The sequence below is a fragment of the Pacificibacter marinus genome (assembly GCF_018860665.1).
GTDB lineage: Bacteria > Pseudomonadota > Alphaproteobacteria > Rhodobacterales > Rhodobacteraceae > Celeribacter > Celeribacter marinus_A.
This window is the reverse complement of the sequence record NZ_JAHKPK010000064.1, coordinates 96,298-115,928: the sequence shown is the minus strand read 5'-3', so window position 1 is coordinate 115,928 and position 19,631 is coordinate 96,298. Positions and strand designations below refer to the sequence as shown.

Here is a 19,631-nt window from a genome sequence, read left to right as displayed (position 1 = left end):
CAGAAGCTGGCTACCATAGGCGGCAGCACAACGAGGGAGTCGGAATGTCTGATCCAATGACAAATATGGGCGCGGACGACGTGCTTGCGTCTATTCGTAGATTGGTTTCGGAAACCTATGATCCGCAATTGCGGGCGAAATCGCAGGCCAAACCGCCTGAGCGGTTTGTTTTGTCACCTGATTTGCGTGTGATTGAAGGCAGCTCTGCGCCTTATACTGCTTCTATTGATGATCATGACGCTGAGCCTGCTGAAACCTTGGCAGCGCCAGATGATCTCGCGCCTTTGGTGCTTGAAGTCGAAGACGCCACACATATTCCAACTCTCACACCTCAGGTTGCCGCTGAGGCAACGTCTGAGGATGATCGTGCTGTGGCTGATGAGGCGCTCGCACAAGCTGCGCCAAACCTAGACGCCGAACTGGAAATGCAGCCCGCGTTCGAAGCTCAGCCCGAGCCAGCGCGCGCGACCTCGATCGTCGAAGATGCCGTCCATGCCGCGCAGGTGTTGATGCAAGATGATGATCTTGAAGAGGAAGACACCGAGTGGTCCTCTGCCTATGATGATACCCCAAATGCGCAGGCCGCTGATCGCGCAGCAGGATTGTCGCTTGAGGAACGCATCGCTGAACTTGAAAGTGCAGTTGAGGCCAAATCCAACGATTGGGATGCAAGCGGGTATGATGACGATGATGAAGACACGCCGCAGGTGTTCCCACAGGCTTTGGTGAACTCTACTGCGCGCGTGTTAAATTTCCGCACGGCCGATTTCGACAAATTGGCGGAAGCTGCTGAAATTAAAGCGCAAGTCGAGCGTCAAGCGGATGCTGACACAGCCACGGTCACTGCTGGAGATGTTGATGCAGCCGTGGCCAAAACGCCTGATGTTGCGCAAGACGCCTCTGATGCAGGTGTTCATGCAGGACATGAGGCTGAGGACCCTGAAGTGGCTACCAGCGAACCTGAGGCCGCACCAAAGAGTGTCGCGTCTGTGCCGCCTTTACAGGCGGTGTTAGATGCCTTGGATGACGACGAAGATGAGGACTTGGCGCTCGCAGGATACGCGGATGACGATGTGCTCGACGAAGAGGCCTTGCGCGACATGATTGCCACTGTGATCCGCGAAGAATTGCAAGGCGCTTTGGGCGAACGGATCACCAGCAACGTGCGCCGCCTTGTGCGCCGCGAAGTGAAACGTGCTATGGCGCTGCGCGAATTCGAATAGTTAAACCTCTCCTGCTGCATTAATCAGCGTGTCGATATCCAGATGGGTTTCCATATGTTTGGCCAGTGCATCTAGGGTTTCGTCTACGCTAGCCTCAAAATCACTCTGCGGCGCATCCAAACCAAAGGGCGCAAGATAACTGTGGCGAAAGCTGTCCGAGGCAAACAGCCCGTGCAGATAGCAGCCTTTGATACGACCAGACGCTGATTGCGCGCCCTCTGGGCGGCCTTCAATCTCAAACCAGGGGCGGTCACAATCCATACCTGTTGTGCGTCCGATATGAATTTCATAAGCGCTCAGTGATGTGCCGGTCGCAATGTCGCGTGCTGTGACTTCGGCCAAGCGTTTGTCGCCAGTCATCACTGTTTCGACGTCCAAAAGCCCAAGGCCCGCCACGCGTTCCGCTATGCCTTCGATCCCGCCCGGGTCATCGATCCAAGCGCCAAGCATTTGATATCCACCACAAATTCCCAACACATGACCGCCGCGACGGACATGCCCTAAGATGTCGATGTCCCAGCCCTGCGCGCGCAGGTAGGCCAAATCCCCGATGGTGGATTTGGTGCCGGGCAGCAAGATCACATCCGCATCTGCGGGCAGGGGGCGACCCGCGTCGACAATTTCAATCGTGACATTGGGTTCAGAGGCCAGCGGGTCAAGGTCGTCGAAATTGGCAATGCGCGAAAGACGCGGTACAACGATTTTGATATGGCCATCACCGCTTGAGGCGATGTCCATAATGTCTTCCGCTGGTAATTTATGGGCATCCGCAAACCAAGGAACCGTACCTAAATTGGCCCAACCCGTCATGTTTACAATCGATGTTGCACCGTCTTTGAACAGGCTGACATCGCCGCGAAACTTATTGACGGCAAAGGCTTTGATCCGGTCACGGTCAGCGGGCGGCAACACGGCATGGGTGCCCACAAGTTGCGCAATGACGCCGCCACGATCAATGTCGCCGATCAATACGACAGGCACGTCAGCGGCTTCGGCAAAGCCCATATTCGCAATGTCACCATCGCGCAGGTTGATCTCAGCGGGACTGCCTGCACCCTCAACGATCACAAAATCCACATCAGCGGCAAGCCGTTGAAAGCTGTCTAGAACAGCAGGCATCAGCGTCGCTTTCATCTTGCCGTAATCGCGCGCTTTCACCGTGGCGACACGATGCCCGTGCACAATCACCTGTGCCCCCACATCTGTTTCAGGCTTAAGCAGAACGGGGTTCATATCGGTGTGCGGGGCAAGGCCGCAAGCGCGTGCTTGCAAGGCTTGCGCGCGCCCGATTTCACCGCCATCAGATGTGACGGCCGCGTTGTTGGACATGTTTTGCGGCTTGAACGGCGCGACTTTATATCCGCGTTTGCAAAGCGCACGCGCGATACCCGCAACCAATATGGATTTTCCCACATTGGAGCCAGCCCCTTGGATCATAATCGCTCGCGCCATATACACCTCGTTTGTTGCGTGCCGTTCTAATGCGAATTGCGGTGGGGGCAAAGGTCAGTCGTCATTCGGCCCGCGTCTTTTCACGTCTTTGCAAGGCGTGCCGTCCAAGTGGTGATAAAAATGCGGCGAGGCGGTATCGACCATCAGATCCAGCCCCGGATAAAAAGCGCGTTCACCGGTGATGCGCGATCCGACTTCCAAAATCACAACATCTTTATCTGTGCGGTTTTGTATACAGTGGCCAACATCAATACCCGCTTTGAAACCTGCGCAGTCTCCGGGGGCGAGTTGCTCTTCTGTGTCGCCATAGATCAACGTCGGGTGACCTTCGATGATATAGACAAATTCGTCTTCACGTTCATGCCAATGGGGCAGGGCGGACCATGTGTTTGGCCCAAGTCGCGTGATGTTGACGCCGAACTGGTCTAGGCCCACGGCATCCCCCAGCGCGCGTTTTTCGCGGGCTTTGGTGTTTATGTGATGGGGCGGTGGATAGAGCGTGCCGATCTTGGCTGGCACATTTGCGATATCAATTTTACCGCCCTTTGGGGATTGGGTCATATCATCGCCTTTCGACTGATCTGGTGGAATGACATCAGTATGGGGCAAAGTTTGAGGGGCGTAAAACAAAAGACGCGCCCGAGTTTCCCGAGGCGCGTCTTTGGTAAGAAATGGCAGTTTCTCTAATGAATTAAGCTGCTTCCGCTTGCTGAGCGTTGCGGCGTTCGCTTTCTTCACGTGACAGAGCAACCGATGTGCGGATGCCCTTAGATACGAATTCCATCAAACCAGACACAACCCGTTCGTTTGGATCGATGCCTGAGCATGACAAAACTTCGCGCCCATCACGAGACCGTGCCCAACGGGCGATCTGTTCTGGGCCATTGCCGTATTTCTTGTTATCGGCGATCGCGTCATCCAAAGCGGCAAGTACAACAGCAGCAAAAAGCTTGCGTGCGCGCTGGCCTTGTTCATAATTGAATGCGGAGCCGTCAACGAAATCAGCCATGGTTTATCCTTGTTTTATTGGTCTTGTCTTTTCGGCGTGAGGTGCCTTATGACATGTTCGTGACGATTCGGATACACTGTATTTGCATACCTGATATGCGTCTAGTGACTGGCTTTCTGCCAAAGCGAACCTATATCCGCGTCTTGCGCCACCCAGACTGTCCAGATATAGGGTGGATAAATCTTTTTTCAACCTAAGCGCGGGTGTGCACATGCCAAAAATCAACGGGAACGAAATTCGTCCTGGAAATACACTTGAACATGAGAATGGTTTGTGGGTCGCTGTTAAAGTCGATCACGTCAAGCCAGGTAAAGGCGGTGCCTTTGCTCAAGTGGAAATGAAAAACTTGCGTGACGGTCGCAAATTGAACGAACGTTTCCGCTCTGCCGATAAGGTTGAGCGTGTACGTCTTGAGCAAAAAGACCAGCAGTTCTTGTATGAATCAGACGGCATGCTCGTGTTCATGGACACCGAGACTTATGAACAGGTCGAACTGCCTGCAGATTTGCTTGGCGATCGTCGTCCTTTCTTACAAGACGGCATGACTGTTGTGATCGAATATTACGATGTGGAAGCACTCAACGTGACTGTGCCACAAAAAGTGAAATGCAAAGTGGTTGAAACAGAACCTGTAGTCAAAGGTCAAACGGCTGCGAATTCTTTCAAACCAGCGATTTTGGACAATGGCGTTAAAGTCATGGTGCCGCCATTTGTGGCGCAAGACGAAGACATCATCGTCAATACAGAAACCATGGAATACTCAGAGCGTGCGTAAGTTTAAAAACGTATAAGCTTACAATGTTTTAAAGGTCGCCTTTGGGCGGCCTTTTGCGTTTAATGACGGAGTGCATAAGGAGCCCGCGATGTCCCATTCTACCCAAAGCCCTGATGGCAAGACCCGCTGCAATTGGGCGCATGTCGCGCCAGATTTTCCGTTTTATCAGGTCTATCACGATACAGAATGGGGCTTTGTACAGGGCGATGATCAGCGCTTGTTTGAAAAGCTGTGCTTGGAAGGGTTCCAATCTGGCCTAAGCTGGCGCACGATTCTAGCCAAACGCGATAATTTTCGCGCGGCGTTTGATGATTTTGATTTTTATAAGATTGCGCAATATACGGACGAAGACGTGGAGCGTTTGGTGTTGGATGCGGGCATTATACGTCATCGCGGCAAAATCAATGCGACCATCAATAACGCGAAACGCGCGATCGAAATGGTGACAAGCGAGGGGTCATTGGCCGCTTATATTTGGCGCTTTGAACCCAGTGCTGAAGAGCTGGCCGCGCTAGAGTATCCTGCCGCCACATCGCCGTCGTCTGTCGCTTTGTCAAAAGATCTGAAAAAACGCGGCTGGAAATTTGTAGGCCCCACAACGATGTATGCCTTTATGCAATCGATGGGCTTGGTCAACGATCACGCGCCCGACTGCCATTGCTATGCGGCTGTTGAGGCTCAGCGTGCGGGCTTTACCCGTCCCAAGTGACCCGCGCGTCGCCTGCTGTCATTGGCCCCTTTGCGCGGTCAAAACGCAAATGCGCGATGGCCTTACCGCCACTTTGCGTAAACAAGGTGCCCGCCTCTTTGCCGTCTTCGGTTTTAAGCACTGTGCCGATGGGAGCTGCGCCTGTGATATTCACCGTCGTCAGACCTTTGCGCAATTCGGTTTTATGTTTCATTCGCGCGGTGATTTCTTGGCCGACATAGCAGCCCTTGCGAAAATCAACGCCGTTGAGACGCTCGAAACCCGCCTCTAGCAAATAGGTATCTGGCGTGAGTTCAACACCTGTTTCGGGCACACAATGCAACACACGCAGAGCATCCCAATCTACGTTCTCGGATGGACGGCCATCATAAGCGCGCCAGCCCAACGCTGGGTGGCGTGGATCGGCAAAAGCACCATCGGGCGCATCGCCTGCGCCACGTGATACGGTCAAATCCGTCATTTCAAGCGTCACATTCGAGCGCATTTTATACATGGTCAAACGCTTGAGCAAAGCTGGAGCTTCGGATGCGGCCACATCAATCAACATCGTGTCGCCCTGTGGTATCACAAAGAAATCCACCATAAATTTGCCCTGCGGCGTCAAAAGGGCTGCATAGACGGCGGAGTCACCAAGCTTGCTCACGTCATTGGACACGAGGCCTTGTAAAAACTTGATCCGATCAGGACCAGACAGTGCGATCACGAGGCGGTCTTGCGGCTGGGCGTTCAGGGTGTTCATATACATTCCTTTGTTCACGGCGATCATATAGGTGTTTTGACCAAAGACACCAGTGGCGACCCTACAAAGAGACATCACAATGCGCGCACCAATATCAATCATTATCCCAACGCTTAACGAAGCCCCCAATTTGCCCGATACTTTGGCACGGGTCATGGAGGGGCTGAACACTGGCGTGGTGCGCGAATTGGTGATCTCGGACGGCGGATCAACAGATGATATCGCGGCATTGGCTGCTGAGGTGGGCGCAACATTTATCGCAGGTCCCGCAGGCCGTGGCGGGCAGTTGGCGCGCGGCGCAGAAACCGCACAAGGGGATTGGTTGCTGTTTTTGCACGCTGATACCTGGTTGCCCGACGGCTGGTCAGACGCCGCCTTGCAGCAGATTCAAGCAGGTCATGGCGCGCTTGCCTTCTCGCTTTCGTTTCGCAGTGCCGGATTTATGCCGAAGATGACAAGCGCTTGGGCCAATCTTCGCAGCCGTGTGTTTGGTCTGCCTTATGGCGATCAAGCCTTGCTGATCTCGCGCAGATTATATGACAGTATCGGCGGCTATCCCGATCAGCCCATGATGGAAGACGTGGCCATCGCTCGCGCGCTCAAAGGTCAGATCACACTTAGCCCGCTTTGCGTCCAAACAGACGCGACACGCTACCAAACAAACGGCTGGTTAGCCCAAGGGGCGCGGAATCTGTGGCGATTGTTGCGCTATCTGCTTGGCGGGCGTCCCGAGCAGCCACACCGCGGCTATCGGTGATGGTTTTGCCGTCAGAATATTGCAAACGGTACAGGTCGGCGTAAAGCCCGCCGCGCGCCAATAATTCATCGTGGGTGCCTTGATCGACCACTTGGCCGTGATCCATCACCACGATTTTATGGGCGCTGCGAATGGTCGACAAACGATGCGCGATGACCAAAGTTGTACGGCCTTGTGACAGTTTTTCCAGCGCTTCTTGCACGATTTTCTCTGACTGCGCATCCAAGGCTGATGTGGCCTCGTCCAGCAGCAGTATTGGCCGGTCACGCAAGACAGCACGCGCAATCGCCACGCGTTGACGTTGCCCGCCCGACAAGGCAGATCCACGTGGTCCTGCCAGCGTGTCCAAACCCTGATCCAGCCCGTCCACAAAGTCGCTTACATGGGCGGCATCCATCGCCGCTTTGAGGCTCGCCTCATCGATCTCTTGACCCATGGTGATGTTATCGCGGATGGTCTCATCAAACAAAATCGCGTCTTGTGATACGACGGAATACAGTCCGCGCAATTCTGACAGCGCCAAATCTTGGCAATTGGTGCCACCCAAAGTGATCGCGCCAGATTGCACATCGGCCAAGCGGGTCAATAGGCTAAAGATCGTTGATTTACCCGCCCCCGATGCGCCAACCAAAGCCGTGGTTTCGCCGGCCTTGGCGGTGAAACTGGTGCCGCGCAGCACAGGTGCATCGGTGTAGGAAAACACCACATCGTCAAGCTGCACATCCGCGTTTTTGGCAGGGCAGGGTAGGGGTTTGGGCGTGGCCGGATCAATAATCGTTGGCTTTTGCATGAACACTTCGTGCAGGCGTTCAATCGGCGCCATGGCTTGCTGCCAAATGCCCGCTGACATGCCCAAACGGCGCGCAGGATCGATCAGCAATCCGATGGCGGTGAAAAATGACATGAATTCGCCTATGGATTTTTCGCCATTAATGATCTGCCCGCCTCCGTAATACAGCACGGCGCAAAACCCGATCCCTGCGATCAAATCCACCAAGGCAGGCATAGCCGCTTGGCCGCGCACAGCACGCAATTCAGAGCGCACAAAAGCGTTGATCGCGGTCATAAATCGATTGGTTTCGCGCGCTTCCGTGCCTGATAGTTTGATGGATGTGGTGCCGTGATACACTTCGTCCAGACGATTGGACACCAAAGACGATGTCTCGCGGGCTTGGTAAGATGTGCGTCGCACCAATGTTTGCAAAGATGAGATCGGCCAGATCAGCAGCGGTGTCGCTGACAAAACAATCAGCGTCCACAGCCAATCTGTGTACAGAGCTACAGTCAGCAAAGAAATCAAACCAACAACATCGCGGCCCAAAGACGTGAACAACTGTCCCCAAAGAACCGACACTTGTTGACTGTCTCCACGGGTGCGTTCGATCAAAACCCCTGGGGGGTATTTGTGAAAGAACGGACCATCCAAAGTCAAAACATGGCTAACAAGACTGGTCTGAACTCGCGCAGAAGTGCGTTGCTGGGCGATGGCCATCAAAATACGTTGCGCAAAAGACGACACAGCACGCACCACGAAAACGCCCATGATCGCCAAAGCCACCCAAATGATCGACGAGGTGCTGCCAGCGGTCAATATAGTGTCAAACATAGGCTTGATCAAATAGCTCAGCGCGCCAAGCATCATGCCCTCAATGGCCATAAAGCCAAAGGCACCCAAAAGGGCTGGGGTTGATTGGCGCAAGTAGCCAGACCAAAACCAACTCATCAATATCTTGGTCGATTTCGGCTGTCGCTGCAATGTGTCGCTCATTCAAGATCCTGACAGTAAGAGGCGTTTCGCCCAGCGTGCCAGCGGCTACGGTTAAGCCGCCGGTGCGATATTTACACAGTTACGAGTGTTTCCAAAGAGGCTTAAAGCTTGCGGTTATTGCCTCTTGGTCAAAATGGTTCTCGAACCACTGGCGGATCGGAATCTCGCCAAGGCGCATGATGTCGGCCTCATAACAGTCTAGCAGGTGATCCAGAATGCCCGTTTTTGTGCTTTTCAAATGGGCAAACCGCCAATGCAATTGTTTGCGCGCCTCGCTGACTGGGGCTCCTTTGACATGCAAAAGATAAAGCGCTGAAACCAAACCAGCGCGATCCGCACCGGATTTACAATGCAGCAAAAACGGGGGCTCAAGCTGTTCCAGCCGATCCAAAACACGCAAATATGCCTCTTTAGGCGCCAAGCTGCGGGCGCTCAACTGTTCGGTCACCAAAGTAATGCCGTGGTCTTTGCAGGCCTGTTTTTCCAGCAGCATAAAACTGATGGGTTGGCTTGGATTTCCGCGCAAAGATAGGATCGTTTTGATCCCCATCTTTTTATATTTTTCGATACGTTTGGGCGAGGGCTGGTTCGAGCGCCACACCCCCGGCGCGATTTCATACAGGTTGTGCCAAAGGCCCCGTAAAAATGCGTGATCAAACAATTGGAAATGCCAATAGGCCAACCGACGTGTGCGTGGTGTCGACACGTCATTGCCAAAGGCGCCCACGCGTCCGTATTCAAGATCTTTGAAACGTTCTTTAAGTGTCTTTGACATGTTGCCTCATGTGGAAAATCCAGTCTGCGCTGTGTATCTTCAATCCGCTTTTCTCGCAAGCCGCTGCTTTCTCGTGCATGTGCCACGAAACATTGCAGGCATCAGCCCTCCCTTACGTCAATCTTGCCGCGCCAATCGTGCAGATTGACCAAAGGAATTCTGCGCGTTACCGGTTAAGGTCTCATTACGTAGGATTTGAATATGTCACTGTCAAATGGTCGCCATTACCTTGCCATTCCTGGTCCATCCGTTCTGCCGGATGCCGTTTTACAAGCAATGCAGCGCCCAGCACCAAATATTTATACTGGCGAATTGGTCGAATTGACCCATGGGCTTATTCCCGATCTAAAAAAAATCGCACGCACGCAACATCATGTGGCGATGTATATTTCCAACGGGCATGGTCTTTGGGAGGCATCTTTGACCAATATGATCTCACGCGGGGACGCAGTCTTGGCCTGTTTGTCCGGTGCTTTTGGTGAAGGCTGGGCTGATGTCGCTGAAAGTCTTGGAGCATCGGTGCAACGTTTGGATTTTGGCAAAAAAGCAGCGATTGATCCCGCAAAAGTCGAGCAGGCTTTGCGCGCTGATACGGATCACAAGATCAAAGCTGTTCTGGTCACGCATGTGGATACGGCGACCTCATTGTGCAACGATATCAAAGCGATCCGCGCTGCGATAGACGCCGCAGGCCACCCCGCGATTTACGCTGTGGATTGCGTGGCTTCCATGGCCTGTGACCGATTTGAAATGGATGCTTGGGGCGTAGATGTTGCCATCGCTGCCTCGCAAAAGGGGTTGATGACACCTGCAGGGATGGGATTTATTTGGGTCTCAGACAAGGCGCTCGCCGCTGGGCAATCCGCCGATATGCGCACGCCCTATTGGGATTGGAACTTGCGCACAAATCCCGTGCATCTTTACGAATTCTTTGGTGGCACACCGCCGACGCAGCACTTGTATGCTCTGCGCACAGCTGTGGACATGCTGTTGGATGAGGGGATGGAAAATGTCTGGAACCGTCATGCTGTTTTGGCTGGGGCGTATTGGGCGGCCGCACAGGCTTGGGGGCAGGGGGGCGATTTGGTCTTGAACGTCGCTGACCCTGCACATCGGTCGCATGCTGTCACAGCGTTGAAGTTGACGGAACCTGATGGCACGCGATTGCGTGATTGGCTGACTGAACACATGGGCGTCACGCTTGGCATTCCCTTGGGTATGGCCGCTTGGGACGCGGCAGAATGGCACGGATATTTCCGCATCGGCCATATGGGGCACTTAAATGCGCAGATGGTTTTGGGCGTTATAGGTGCGATTGAAACCGGATTTGTTGCGCTGGATATCCCGCATGGGGCAGGTGGTGTAACTGCCGCTGCGCAGTTTTTGGCCAGCAACGCTGGAACGGTGACCCCGCCAGCCGAGGCGGGCGGGTGTTGCGGCGGTTAAGTTTTGTCGATGTGATCACGCGCGTCTTGCAAAGCCAGAGGCAGGCATTCGGACAAAATATCCAACTCCAGCGGAAGTCCCACTGAGATCCGAATGCAGCGATCCAGTGGGGCTGCGCCCGGCATACGGACAAATACGCCTCTTGCGCTGAGCGCTGCCAAAAGCGCGCGGGCGAAGTCACCATCACGCCCGCAGTCAATCGTGACAAAATTGGTGGCAGACGGCAGGGGGATCAGCCCATTGTTTTGTGCGATTTTTGCAATGCGGGCGCGGGATTGGTCGACCTTTTCTAGGATTTCAGATAGGTAATCGTGGTCGTGCAAAGCGGCCAAAGCGCCGGCTTGGGCCACACGGTTCACCCCAAAATGATTGCGGGTTTTGTCAAAGCCGCTGATGATCTCTGGGTGCGAAATACCGTAACCAATCCGCGCGCCAGCAAGACCATAAGCCTTTGAAAAGGTACGAAAACGGATCACGCGCTTGTCAGAGGTATCTATCTGAGGAGTTGTGCCGTCAGGCGCGAATTCCGCATAGGCTTCGTCCAGCACCAATAGACAGCCTTCAGGCACTGCATCGATCATCGATTGCACGGTTTGCGCGTTGTGTACGCTGCCCATAGGATTGTTCGGATTGGACAAGTACACAAGTTTCGCGCCAACCTCACTTGCTTTGGCGATCAGCGCCTTAGGGTCTTCAAAATCGTCTTTATAAGGGACTTTGTGCAACACGCCGCCAGCGCCCGCCACGTGATAGTTAAATGTCGGGTATGACCCGTCAGAGGTCACCACAGCGTCCCCCGCCCCCACATACAACCGCACCAAGATGCCCAGCAATCCATCGATGCCTTCGCCGATGGTCACAGCTTCAGCCGCGATGTTCAGGTGCGTCGCCAACTCAGTGCGCAGCGGTTCATTTTCGGGCACGCCGTATTTCCAAATGCCACTTAGCGCATCTGTCATCGCGGTGATGGCTTTGGGAGAGGGGCCAAAAGACAGCTCATTCGCGCCAAGACGTGCGGCAAACGCGGTTCCGCGTTCAGCTTCGATCCGCTCAGGCGCGACAAAGGGAATGGTCGAGGGCAATGAGGCGGCAAGTGGGGTGAGGCGTGTATCTGTCATGGTCAATATCTGCCCCAAGTCGCGGGCGCGGACAAGTGGTCATGGCCCAGACGACAAACTAGACTGCCAACAAGATAGTAAAAACGGGCGCAGATTTCGCTGCGCCCGTTTTTAAATTCAAGGTGTATACTCTCAGCCAATTTCGGCCAAACGGGCAAGGGCCGCTTTGAGTTTGCCTTCTTCCTCTTCGCGGGCTGCTAGATTTGCTTGGGCTTCGGCCACAACATCAGCAGGGGCAGAGGCCGCGAATTTCGGATTGTTCAAACGTCCGCGCAAACCGCCCAGTTCTTTGGCCAGTTTTTGCATGGTTTTCTCAAGCCGTGCTTTTTCCTCAGCAATATCAATCACGCCCGCGAGCGGCAGCGCGAATGTGCCGCCCTCAACCGGAATGGTGATCGCGCCTTTGGGCATCGGGCCGACAGTCAGGCTGTCGATGCGCGCGAGTTTCATGATCAGGGCCTCGTTGTTGGTCCAAGCGGTTTTGCCCGCATCGTCCAATTCGACCTGTACCATCGGGATTTTCAGCCCCGCAGGTACGTGCACTTCAGCGCGTGAAGACCGGATGCGTTCGATCAGATTGATCACCCAGTTCATTTCACGGTCGGCCTCGGCATCGATCAAATCAGCGCCATAGGTTGGCCAATCGGTGACGGCCAAAAGACCGCGATCTGTTTTAACAGTGCCCCAAAGTTCTTCGGTGATAAACGGCATAAAGGGGTGCAACATGATAAGCGCTTGGTCTAAGGCCCAGCCCATTGTTTGACGTGTTTCGGCCAAGACCGCTTCGTCTTCAGCAAACAACAATGGTTTCGCAAGCTCGACATACCAGTCACAGAATTTGCCCCAAACAAAGCCGTAAAGCGCATTGGCGGCATCGTTGAAACGGTAGGCTTCGATTGCGGCGTCAACTTCGGCGCGGGTTTTGGCGACTTCGCCGATGATCCATTTGTTCACCGTGGCGTTTGGCTGTGGCATCACAGAGGGGTCATAGACCTCGAACACTTGGTTCATTTCGGCAAATCTAGCTGCGTTCCAGATTTTAGTGCCAAAGTTGCGGTAGCCTTTGATGCTATCCTCGGACAGTTTCAAAACCCCACCGATGGCAGCCATGGACGCATTGGTAAAGCGCAGCGCATCGGCGCCGTATTCGTCAATGATTTCCAGCGGGTCGATGACATTGCCCGTGGTCTTGGACATCTTCTTGCCCTTCTCGTCACGCACGAGCTGGTGCAGGTAAATGGTGTGGAACGGCACTTCATCGACCACAGCCAATTGCATCATCATCATCCGCGCAACCCAGAAGAACAGAATGTCTTGGCCGGTGACCAACACGTCTGTCGAGAAGTATTTCGAGGTCTCTTCCGTCCACTCAGGCCAGCCGAGCGTGCCGATGGGCCAAAGGCCGGAGGAGAACCATGTGTCTAGGACGTCGGGGTCGCGGAACATTGGCACTTCCATCGGACCCTCAAAGGATCTGATTTCACCTTCGTTCTTGGTGTCCATCAGCTTGATCTGTTCGGCCAAAAGCGCTGCGGCTTCTTGTTCATCTGCAACGATGCGGAAATCTGTGCCGTCAGCAGATTGCAGTTTGGCCTTTTCGATTGCCTCTGCTTCTGTCGCCGCACAAATAGGGTACCAATCGTCTTGGCCTGGAACGTACCAAACCGGAATCTGGTGCCCCCACCACAATTGACGCGAAATACACCAAGGTTCGATATTCTCAAGCCAGTGGTTGTACACTTTACGGCCCGAGTCTGGGATGATCTGGGTTTTGCCGTCACGGACAGCATCCAGCGCAGGGCCAACGATTTTCTCTGCATCGACAAACCACTGATCCGTCAACATAGGCTCGATCACCACTTTGGAACGGTCGCCAAAGGGCTGCATCACAGGTTTGTTTTCAACGTAAGGCACGGTTTCAGACACTTCTGTCTCTACGCCCTCATCGTCTTTGACTTTCTTGGTGACGGTATGCATCACGGCCAAACCAGCATTGGTGATGTCAGCGATGACGGCTTTGCGCGCATCGAAACGATCCATGCCACGGTATTTTTCTGGCACAAGGTTGAGCGCGTCGATCTCGGATTCAATGGCCTCAGCCCCCGCCGCGATTTCACGCGCGCGGTCCACACAAACCTCATAGGCCTCGCCATCATCGCGCATCGCGCCCTTGCGATCCATCAAGCGGTACATCGGCAATTTGCAGCGTTTGGCGACTTGGTAGTCGTTGAAATCATGCGCGCCGGTGATTTTCACCGCACCAGAGCCGAAATCTTTGTCGGGGTATTCATCGGTGACAATCGGGATCAAACGATCACAGAGCGGCAGATGCACCATTTTGCCAACAATAGGCGCGTAACGCTCGTCAGAGGGGTGCACAGCAACAGCGCCATCGCCCAGCATGGTTTCAGGACGCGTGGTGGCGATGGAAATGTAGTCGCGTTCTTCAGAGAAAACTACATTTCCGTCTTCGTCTTTTTCCACATAGTTATACTTCTCACTTTCGCCCGTTTCAGGGTTTTTGGCGAGCTTGTACTTAAAGTGCCACATGTGCCCCGCGACTTCGATGTTTTCCACTTCGAGATCGGAAATCGCGGTTTCAAAATGCGGGTCCCAGTTGGTCAGGCGTTTGCCGCGATAGATCAGGCCTTTGGAGTGCATCTCGACAAAGACTTTGATCACGGCATCGTGGAAATTGCCCTCTTCGCCAGCAGGGGCGTTTGGCGCGCCGGACATGGTAAAGGCGTTGCGCGACCAATCACAGGAATTGCCCAAGCGTTTCATTTGCTCGATAATTGTCGTTCCGTATTGGCCTTTCCAATCCCAGACACGGGATAGAAATTCATCGCGGCCCAAATCAGCACGTTTCTTGCCCTCATCAGCCATGAGTTTCTTTTCGACCTGCAATTGCGTCGCGATGCCTGCGTGGTCTTGGCCGGGCTGCCACAGGGTGTCAAAGCCGCGCATCCGATGCCAGCGCACCATGATGTCTTGCAAGGTGTGGTTAAAGGCATGGCCGACGTGCAAAGCGCCCGTCACATTGGGCGGGGGCAGCATGATGGTAAAGGTTTCCTCGCGCGATTTATTGGCGCCAGCCTTGAAAGCCCCTGCCTTTTCCCAATCGCTATAAATCCGCGTTTCCGCTGTTTTCGCGTCAAAAACTTTGTCCATGGTCATGATAAGCCGCCTAATACGTCATTCCTGTTGCGCGATATGTACCGCGCGGCCACGGCAAGGGAAAGGGTGAAACCCGAGGATGTTGCCCTGCCGAATGGACAAACTTGCAAGACTTTATGACATTTGATGGTCTTCTGCGCTTTCGGCCTTGGGGGAGCCTGTAATGTTTCGTCGAAAGCATGGGGTTGGGGCATATTTAGCAAACCGGGGCCGCGGTTGTCGAAATGCGTCACTTGCTGCCCAGAAATCGCCACTTGGCGGACATTAAAAATTGACGGTGACTTAAGGTTTTGGACCTAAAAGATAGGCTGCGATAGGAGACATGCAGCATGGGCGACAGGCAAACACATTTGGATCGAGACATTGCTCGCATGGTGGAAAGCGCGCAATACAGCGGAATCGCGATTTCAGCATATCGACAGTCAGACGCATCGCATTACAATTTCAATGCGGGACAGTTGGATGCGCGCACGCCTTATTTTGCGACATCCATAGCAAAGCTATATGTCGTGGCGATTTTGATGCAGCTGCGCGATGAAGGCAAAGTGACCTTTGATACGCCTTTTATTTCCTACATAGCTGATAGAAAATCATGCATCGAAATTCATGTCAAAGATGCTGTCGATTATACGGATGACATCACCATCAGGCATCTGATGTCGCAGACGTCCGGCTTGGGTGATTTCTTTGTCTTTCGCAATCGTGCCAGAAACTTGCAGCATACCCTCTTAAAGGGGGGCGACACGTCTTGGACGTTTGAAGATGTGATCGCGCGCACGCGGTCTCATGGCGCGATAAAAGCACCCGGTGTGTCATCTAAGGCGCTTTATGCGGACAGCAATTTTCATATTTTGGGGAAGGTGATCGAGGCGCTCGAGCAAAAAAGTTTTTCACAGGTTGTTCAAGATCGCATCACGCGACCACTTGGGTTGAGTGCCACTTATATTTACAATGACCCTTCTGACACGCGGCCAGTCAATCTGATGTCCCACACTCAAGAGGTTATAGTGCCGCGTAGCATGACGTCTTTTCAAGCAGATGCCGGATTGGTGACGACCTCGCGCGATGGGTTGATTTTCTTGCGCAGTTTCTTTGAAGGGTATTTGTTCGAACGCCAGCACATCCGTGATTTGTACGACTGGAAACCGTTGCATCCGCCTATTGATTACGGCCTTGGCGTGATGCGCGTTGATGCATCGCGCTTGGTGGCGCTCAAGTTTCGTCTTAAAGACCCTTGGTCATGGGGGCGGAAATTGCCCGCAGTCTATGGCCATTTTGGCTTTGGGGGCAGTTTTGCATTTTATGCCCCCAAGCTTAAAATTTATGTGGCGGGGACAACCAACCAGCTTGCTGACCCTGGGCGTTCTATCGCCTTATCTCTTCGGGTGATTGAAGCCATCGCGCGCGGCGAAGCCAATTCAAATGAATCACGTAACGCATCCAAAAGCGGTCTGGCACCTCATGCTGCAGCATAACGCGTAGGGCATCGTTAAATAGAGCGGTCAAATTTGACGCTGAGATGAATCAGGCTTTCGATGTCTTGAACGCCTGTGGTCGACGCAATTTGATCTAATGTTTGGTCGATATCTTCGGTGGTGGCGCAAGCTATTTGCGTAATTAAATCAACACGCCCCGTTGATGTGGCCACCATTTCCACGTCGGGTATAGCCTTGAGTTTTCCGACCACACCTGCGGAGGCGCGCGGTTCACAATAGACCAGCACGGTGGCCTTGACCCGTCGGGCCAATGCGACGTCTCCCAATTTGATTGTATAGCCTGCAATCGTCCCGTTGGTTTCTAGCTTTTCCAATCGCGCCTGTACGGTCGAGCGTGCGACCTTAAACCGTCGCGCCAATCGCGAGACAGAGGTCGATGAATCAGTGGCCATCGCTGCGAGTATTTTTTGGTCCAAATCATCCATGAAACGTTCCTTTTGAAAGTCGACCCCCAGTCTTGGCCGATAGGGGATGCTACATAACTAACAAATTAACTTCAATACCTTACAAAATAACGTATCATATGTACATTTCAACTCTTTTTTTCGGTGAAATGTCACGTCATACACGCTCTATTGTTTCAGGATCAAAGGGCAGCGGAGACGCTTGTACCTGGCCTGGTTTGGATTAACGCGTAAGCGCATTCCCAACCGGACACCCCGGGTAAGATAGTGGCTGCAACTGTTGGTGAGGAAACGCTAATGGGGCTCTCTAATACTCTTTGGGCATCGCCCGCAGACTACCTTCGTACACATTCACCGGATCATCCGGTTATGTTCTTTTCACCTGAAACGCTTCAGGCCTGTGCACATGAATTTTTGCAAGGATTCCCTGGGCTTGTGACCTATGCGGTCAAAGCCAATCCAGACGAAGAGGTTCTGATTAACCTGATCGCGGCTGGTATTAGCGGCTTTGATGTGGCCTCTCCTGTGGAAATGGACACCATCGCACGTTTGGCGCCACATGCGGCGCTGCATTACAACAATCCAGTGCGCTCGCGTTCTGAGATCAAACATGCCGTCGCGCTGGGCGTGAAATCCTATTCTGTCGACAGTCATTCTGAACTGGTGAAGCTGGGGCAATTGGTGCCTGCGGATGGTGTTGAGATCGCCGTACGCTTCAAACTGCCAGTTGAAGGGGCTGCCTATAACTTTGGTGCCAAATTCGGCGCGACAGTTGAAAAAGCTATGGAACTGGTGACGCTGGCGGATCAGCTTGGCTTTGATGTCTCGCTTAATTTCCACCCTGGCACGCAATGTACTGATCCGAAAGCATGGGAAACCTACATCTATACAGCGGCCAAGATTGCCCGCGTCACAGGCGTACACATCCATCGTCTAAACGTCGGCGGCGGATTCCCGTCACACCGTTTAAACGATGTTGTGCCACAGCTGTCCGCGACTTTTGCCTTGATCGATCGCGTTACCGATGAGGCCTTTGGCGATGCGCGTCCGGCATTGATTTGTGAACCTGGTCGTGCGCTTGTGGCGGAAAGCTTTGCGCTTGTCACCCGCGTGAAAGCCATTCGCGATGATGCGCATGTGTTCTTGAATGATGGCATCTACGGTGGCTTGTCCGAGTTGCATTTGGTCGGCGTTATTGATCGCATCGAAGCCTACGGTCCGTTTGGCAATCGCCGCATGGGCGATCCAGTGTTGCGAACCGTTTTTGGTCCGACCTGTGATAGCACTGACAAATTGCCGTCCGAATTGGGCTTTCCTGCGGATATGGAAGAAGAAGACCACTTGGTTTTTGCCGGTTGCGGCGCCTATTCCATCGCGACGGCCACACGGTTCAACGGGTTTGGCAATATCACAATCGAGACGGTGCAAAGCCTCGTCAAGCCTGACATGGCGCAAGAGCCGCTCTACGCATAAGTCAGTCTTTCGGCTTCACAATCTATTGCCTTTTACACGGCCCCTTTGCCCGCTAGTCTGCGGCAAAGGGGCCGTTTTGGTTTTAAGGAGTGCGCAGTGAGGCAAGGCGGGATATGTCAGCAAGTCAGAATTATGGACGGCTCGCGTCCTGCAGTGAGTTTGGCACGTGGTACGCAAGAGATGCCGTTTTATGAGCAAGCATGCAGTGAATTTCTAAAGGGTGACAGGCGTGCAGTCTCGTAAAAGTCTATTTGGTCGCCTGCGACATCTTGTTGAATTTAAACGAAAAATAACCACGTCAGAAGCCGTACACGGGCGCGGACCTATCACTCATGTCATCATTATGGACGGGACGCTATCGTCTTTGGATGAGGGGTATGAGACCAATGCAGGTCTGACGTTTAAGCTGTGTTGCGATGTGGCTGATATCGGACCTGATAGCGCCAATATGCTGGTGCGCTATGAAGCGGGCATTCAATGGGACAGCTTTGCTGATACGATGGATGTTGTGGAAGGGCGCGGCATTAATGAGCAGATCAAGCGGGTTTATGGTGGGCTGGCATCGCGCTATCGCGTCGGCGATAAAATCTTTCTGTTCGGCTATTCGCGCGGAGCCTATGCCGTGCGATCTTTGGCAGGGTTCATTGACCAAGTGGGGCTTTTGGAAAGTCATGAGGCGACAGAGCGTAATATTAAAACCGCCTATCGCCATTATCAGTCTGACCCTGATACAGATGCCGCGCGTTTCTTTGCTGCCAAACATTGCCATAAAAATGTGGTGATCGACATGCTAGGGGTTTGGGATACGGTCGCGGCAGTTGGAGTGCATTTTCCTGTGTTGTGGCGGTTTTCAAAGGTCTTTCATGAGTTTCGTGACCTTAGGCCACCACGTTGTGCGCGAAAGTCCTATCATGCTTTGGCCTATGATGAGCGTCGTCGTGCCTACGCGCCGGTGATGTTCGAGACCAATCCCAACTCGGATCAAGTGTTGCAACAAATGTGGTTTCCGGGGTCACATAGCGATGTCGGCGGGCAATTGTCAGGGCATAATCCCGAACGTAAATTGTCGAATGCGACATTGGTGTGGATGCTGGATAAAGCCGAACAGGCAGGGCTGGAATTGCCTAATGGCTGGCGCAGACGTTTCTTATCCGATCCGCATGGGCGGTCCATTGGTATGAGCAAAGGCTGGGGCAAGTTCTTTTGGCTGCGCACCAAGCGCATCGTCGGGCGTGATCCTTCTGAGGTGATTCACCCCGCAGTAAAGCGATAGGCGCGCACTGTTTCCAGCACGCGCCGAAGCCGCTTTG

General features: G+C 53.5%; 16 protein-coding genes and 1 pseudogene. 8 read left to right on the top strand and 9 right to left on the bottom strand.

Features of this window, described 5'->3' with window-relative positions; genetic code table 11:
- The first annotated feature begins 44 nt into the window (after positions 1 to 44).
- On the top strand, positions 45 to 1,223 hold the full coding sequence (locus tag KO497_RS18385; protein ID WP_215945416.1) for a hypothetical protein: 1,179 nt from the start codon (positions 45 to 47) through the stop codon (positions 1,221 to 1,223).
- On the opposite strand, the gene KO497_RS18380 is transcribed toward KO497_RS18385, so the two are convergent.
- The 3 genes from KO497_RS18380 to KO497_RS18370 all read right to left on the bottom strand — a co-directional run bounded on the left by KO497_RS18380 (position 1,224) and on the right by KO497_RS18370 (position 3,684).
- Positions 1,224 to 2,675: a cobyric acid synthase gene (locus tag KO497_RS18380; RefSeq protein ID WP_215945415.1), complete on the bottom strand. Its 1,452-nt coding sequence runs from the start codon at positions 2,673 to 2,675 to the stop codon at positions 1,224 to 1,226. It lies immediately after the preceding gene.
- 54 nt (positions 2,676 to 2,729) lie between these two features.
- Complete coding sequence (locus tag KO497_RS18375) at positions 2,730 to 3,236, bottom strand: cupin domain-containing protein (RefSeq protein WP_215945414.1); 507 nt, start codon at positions 3,234 to 3,236, stop codon at positions 2,730 to 2,732.
- A 130-nt stretch (positions 3,237 to 3,366) separates the two neighbouring features.
- A complete protein-coding gene (locus KO497_RS18370; protein ID WP_215945413.1) occupies positions 3,367 to 3,684 on the bottom strand; it encodes a DUF6280 family protein in 318 nt (105 codons plus the stop codon).
- Positions 3,685 to 3,895: 211 nt separating this feature from the next.
- Between KO497_RS18370 and efp the strand changes: the two genes are divergently transcribed.
- Entirely contained in the window at positions 3,896 to 4,459 is a 564-nt protein-coding gene (gene efp / locus KO497_RS18365; protein WP_215945412.1) for an elongation factor P, read from the top strand.
- Positions 4,460 to 4,547: 88 nt separating this feature from the next.
- Positions 4,548 to 5,168, top strand: coding sequence for a DNA-3-methyladenine glycosylase I (locus KO497_RS18360; RefSeq protein ID WP_215945411.1), 621 nt, complete (start codon positions 4,548 to 4,550; stop codon positions 5,166 to 5,168).
- Here KO497_RS18360 and ygfZ read toward each other — a convergent pair.
- Complete coding sequence (gene ygfZ, locus KO497_RS18355) at positions 5,152 to 5,907, bottom strand: CAF17-like 4Fe-4S cluster assembly/insertion protein YgfZ (RefSeq protein WP_215945410.1); 756 nt, start codon at positions 5,905 to 5,907, stop codon at positions 5,152 to 5,154. The two genes, KO497_RS18360 and ygfZ, sit on opposite strands and share 17 nt — an antisense overlap.
- Positions 5,908 to 5,986: 79 nt before the next feature.
- Between ygfZ and KO497_RS18350 the strand changes: the two genes are divergently transcribed.
- Complete coding sequence (locus KO497_RS18350; RefSeq protein ID WP_215945409.1) at positions 5,987 to 6,664, top strand: TIGR04283 family arsenosugar biosynthesis glycosyltransferase; 678 nt, start codon at positions 5,987 to 5,989, stop codon at positions 6,662 to 6,664.
- Between the two features lie 241 nt (positions 6,665 to 6,905).
- Here the strand turns inward: KO497_RS18350 and KO497_RS18345 are convergent.
- Positions 6,906 to 8,321 (bottom strand): annotated as a pseudogene (locus KO497_RS18345) (ABC transporter ATP-binding protein); the annotation flags it as partial.
- Positions 8,322 to 8,511: 190 nt separating this feature from the next.
- Positions 8,512 to 9,207 carry a phosphatase domain-containing protein gene (locus KO497_RS18340; protein ID WP_215945408.1) on the bottom strand — a complete coding sequence of 232 codons (696 nt, stop codon included), beginning with the start codon at positions 9,205 to 9,207 and terminating at the stop codon, positions 8,512 to 8,514.
- 201 nt (positions 9,208 to 9,408) lie between these two features.
- Between KO497_RS18340 and KO497_RS18335 the strand changes: the two genes are divergently transcribed.
- Entirely contained in the window at positions 9,409 to 10,653 is a 1,245-nt protein-coding gene (locus tag KO497_RS18335; protein WP_215945407.1) for a pyridoxal-phosphate-dependent aminotransferase family protein, read from the top strand.
- Here KO497_RS18335 and KO497_RS18330 read toward each other — a convergent pair.
- Positions 10,650 to 11,771, bottom strand: a complete 1,122-nt coding sequence (locus tag KO497_RS18330; protein ID WP_215945406.1) for a pyridoxal phosphate-dependent aminotransferase — start codon at positions 11,769 to 11,771, stop codon at positions 10,650 to 10,652. The two genes, KO497_RS18335 and KO497_RS18330, sit on opposite strands and share 4 nt — an antisense overlap.
- 132 nt (positions 11,772 to 11,903) lie before the next feature.
- The gene (locus tag KO497_RS18325) at positions 11,904 to 14,948 is read right to left on the bottom strand and encodes a valine--tRNA ligase (RefSeq protein WP_215945405.1); all 3,045 of its coding nucleotides are present in this window, start codon (positions 14,946 to 14,948) and stop codon (positions 11,904 to 11,906) included.
- A gap of 329 nt (positions 14,949 to 15,277) precedes the next feature.
- On the opposite strand from KO497_RS18325, the gene KO497_RS18320 reads away from it, so the two are divergent.
- Positions 15,278 to 16,423, top strand: coding sequence for a serine hydrolase domain-containing protein (locus tag KO497_RS18320; protein WP_215945404.1), 1,146 nt, complete (start codon positions 15,278 to 15,280; stop codon positions 16,421 to 16,423).
- Between the two features lie 14 nt (positions 16,424 to 16,437).
- Here KO497_RS18320 and KO497_RS18315 read toward each other — a convergent pair whose 3' ends face one another.
- Positions 16,438 to 16,869, bottom strand: a complete 432-nt coding sequence (locus KO497_RS18315; protein WP_215945403.1) for an Lrp/AsnC family transcriptional regulator — start codon at positions 16,867 to 16,869, stop codon at positions 16,438 to 16,440.
- 276 nt (positions 16,870 to 17,145) lie between these two features.
- Here KO497_RS18315 and KO497_RS18310 point away from each other — a divergent pair, with 276 nt between their 5' ends.
- Entirely contained in the window at positions 17,146 to 18,321 is a 1,176-nt protein-coding gene (locus KO497_RS18310; RefSeq protein WP_215945402.1) for a type III PLP-dependent enzyme, read from the top strand.
- A gap of 229 nt (positions 18,322 to 18,550) precedes the next feature.
- Complete coding sequence (locus tag KO497_RS18305; RefSeq protein ID WP_215945401.1) at positions 18,551 to 19,594, top strand: DUF2235 domain-containing protein; 1,044 nt, start codon at positions 18,551 to 18,553, stop codon at positions 19,592 to 19,594.
- Positions 19,595 to 19,631 lie beyond the last annotated feature (37 nt).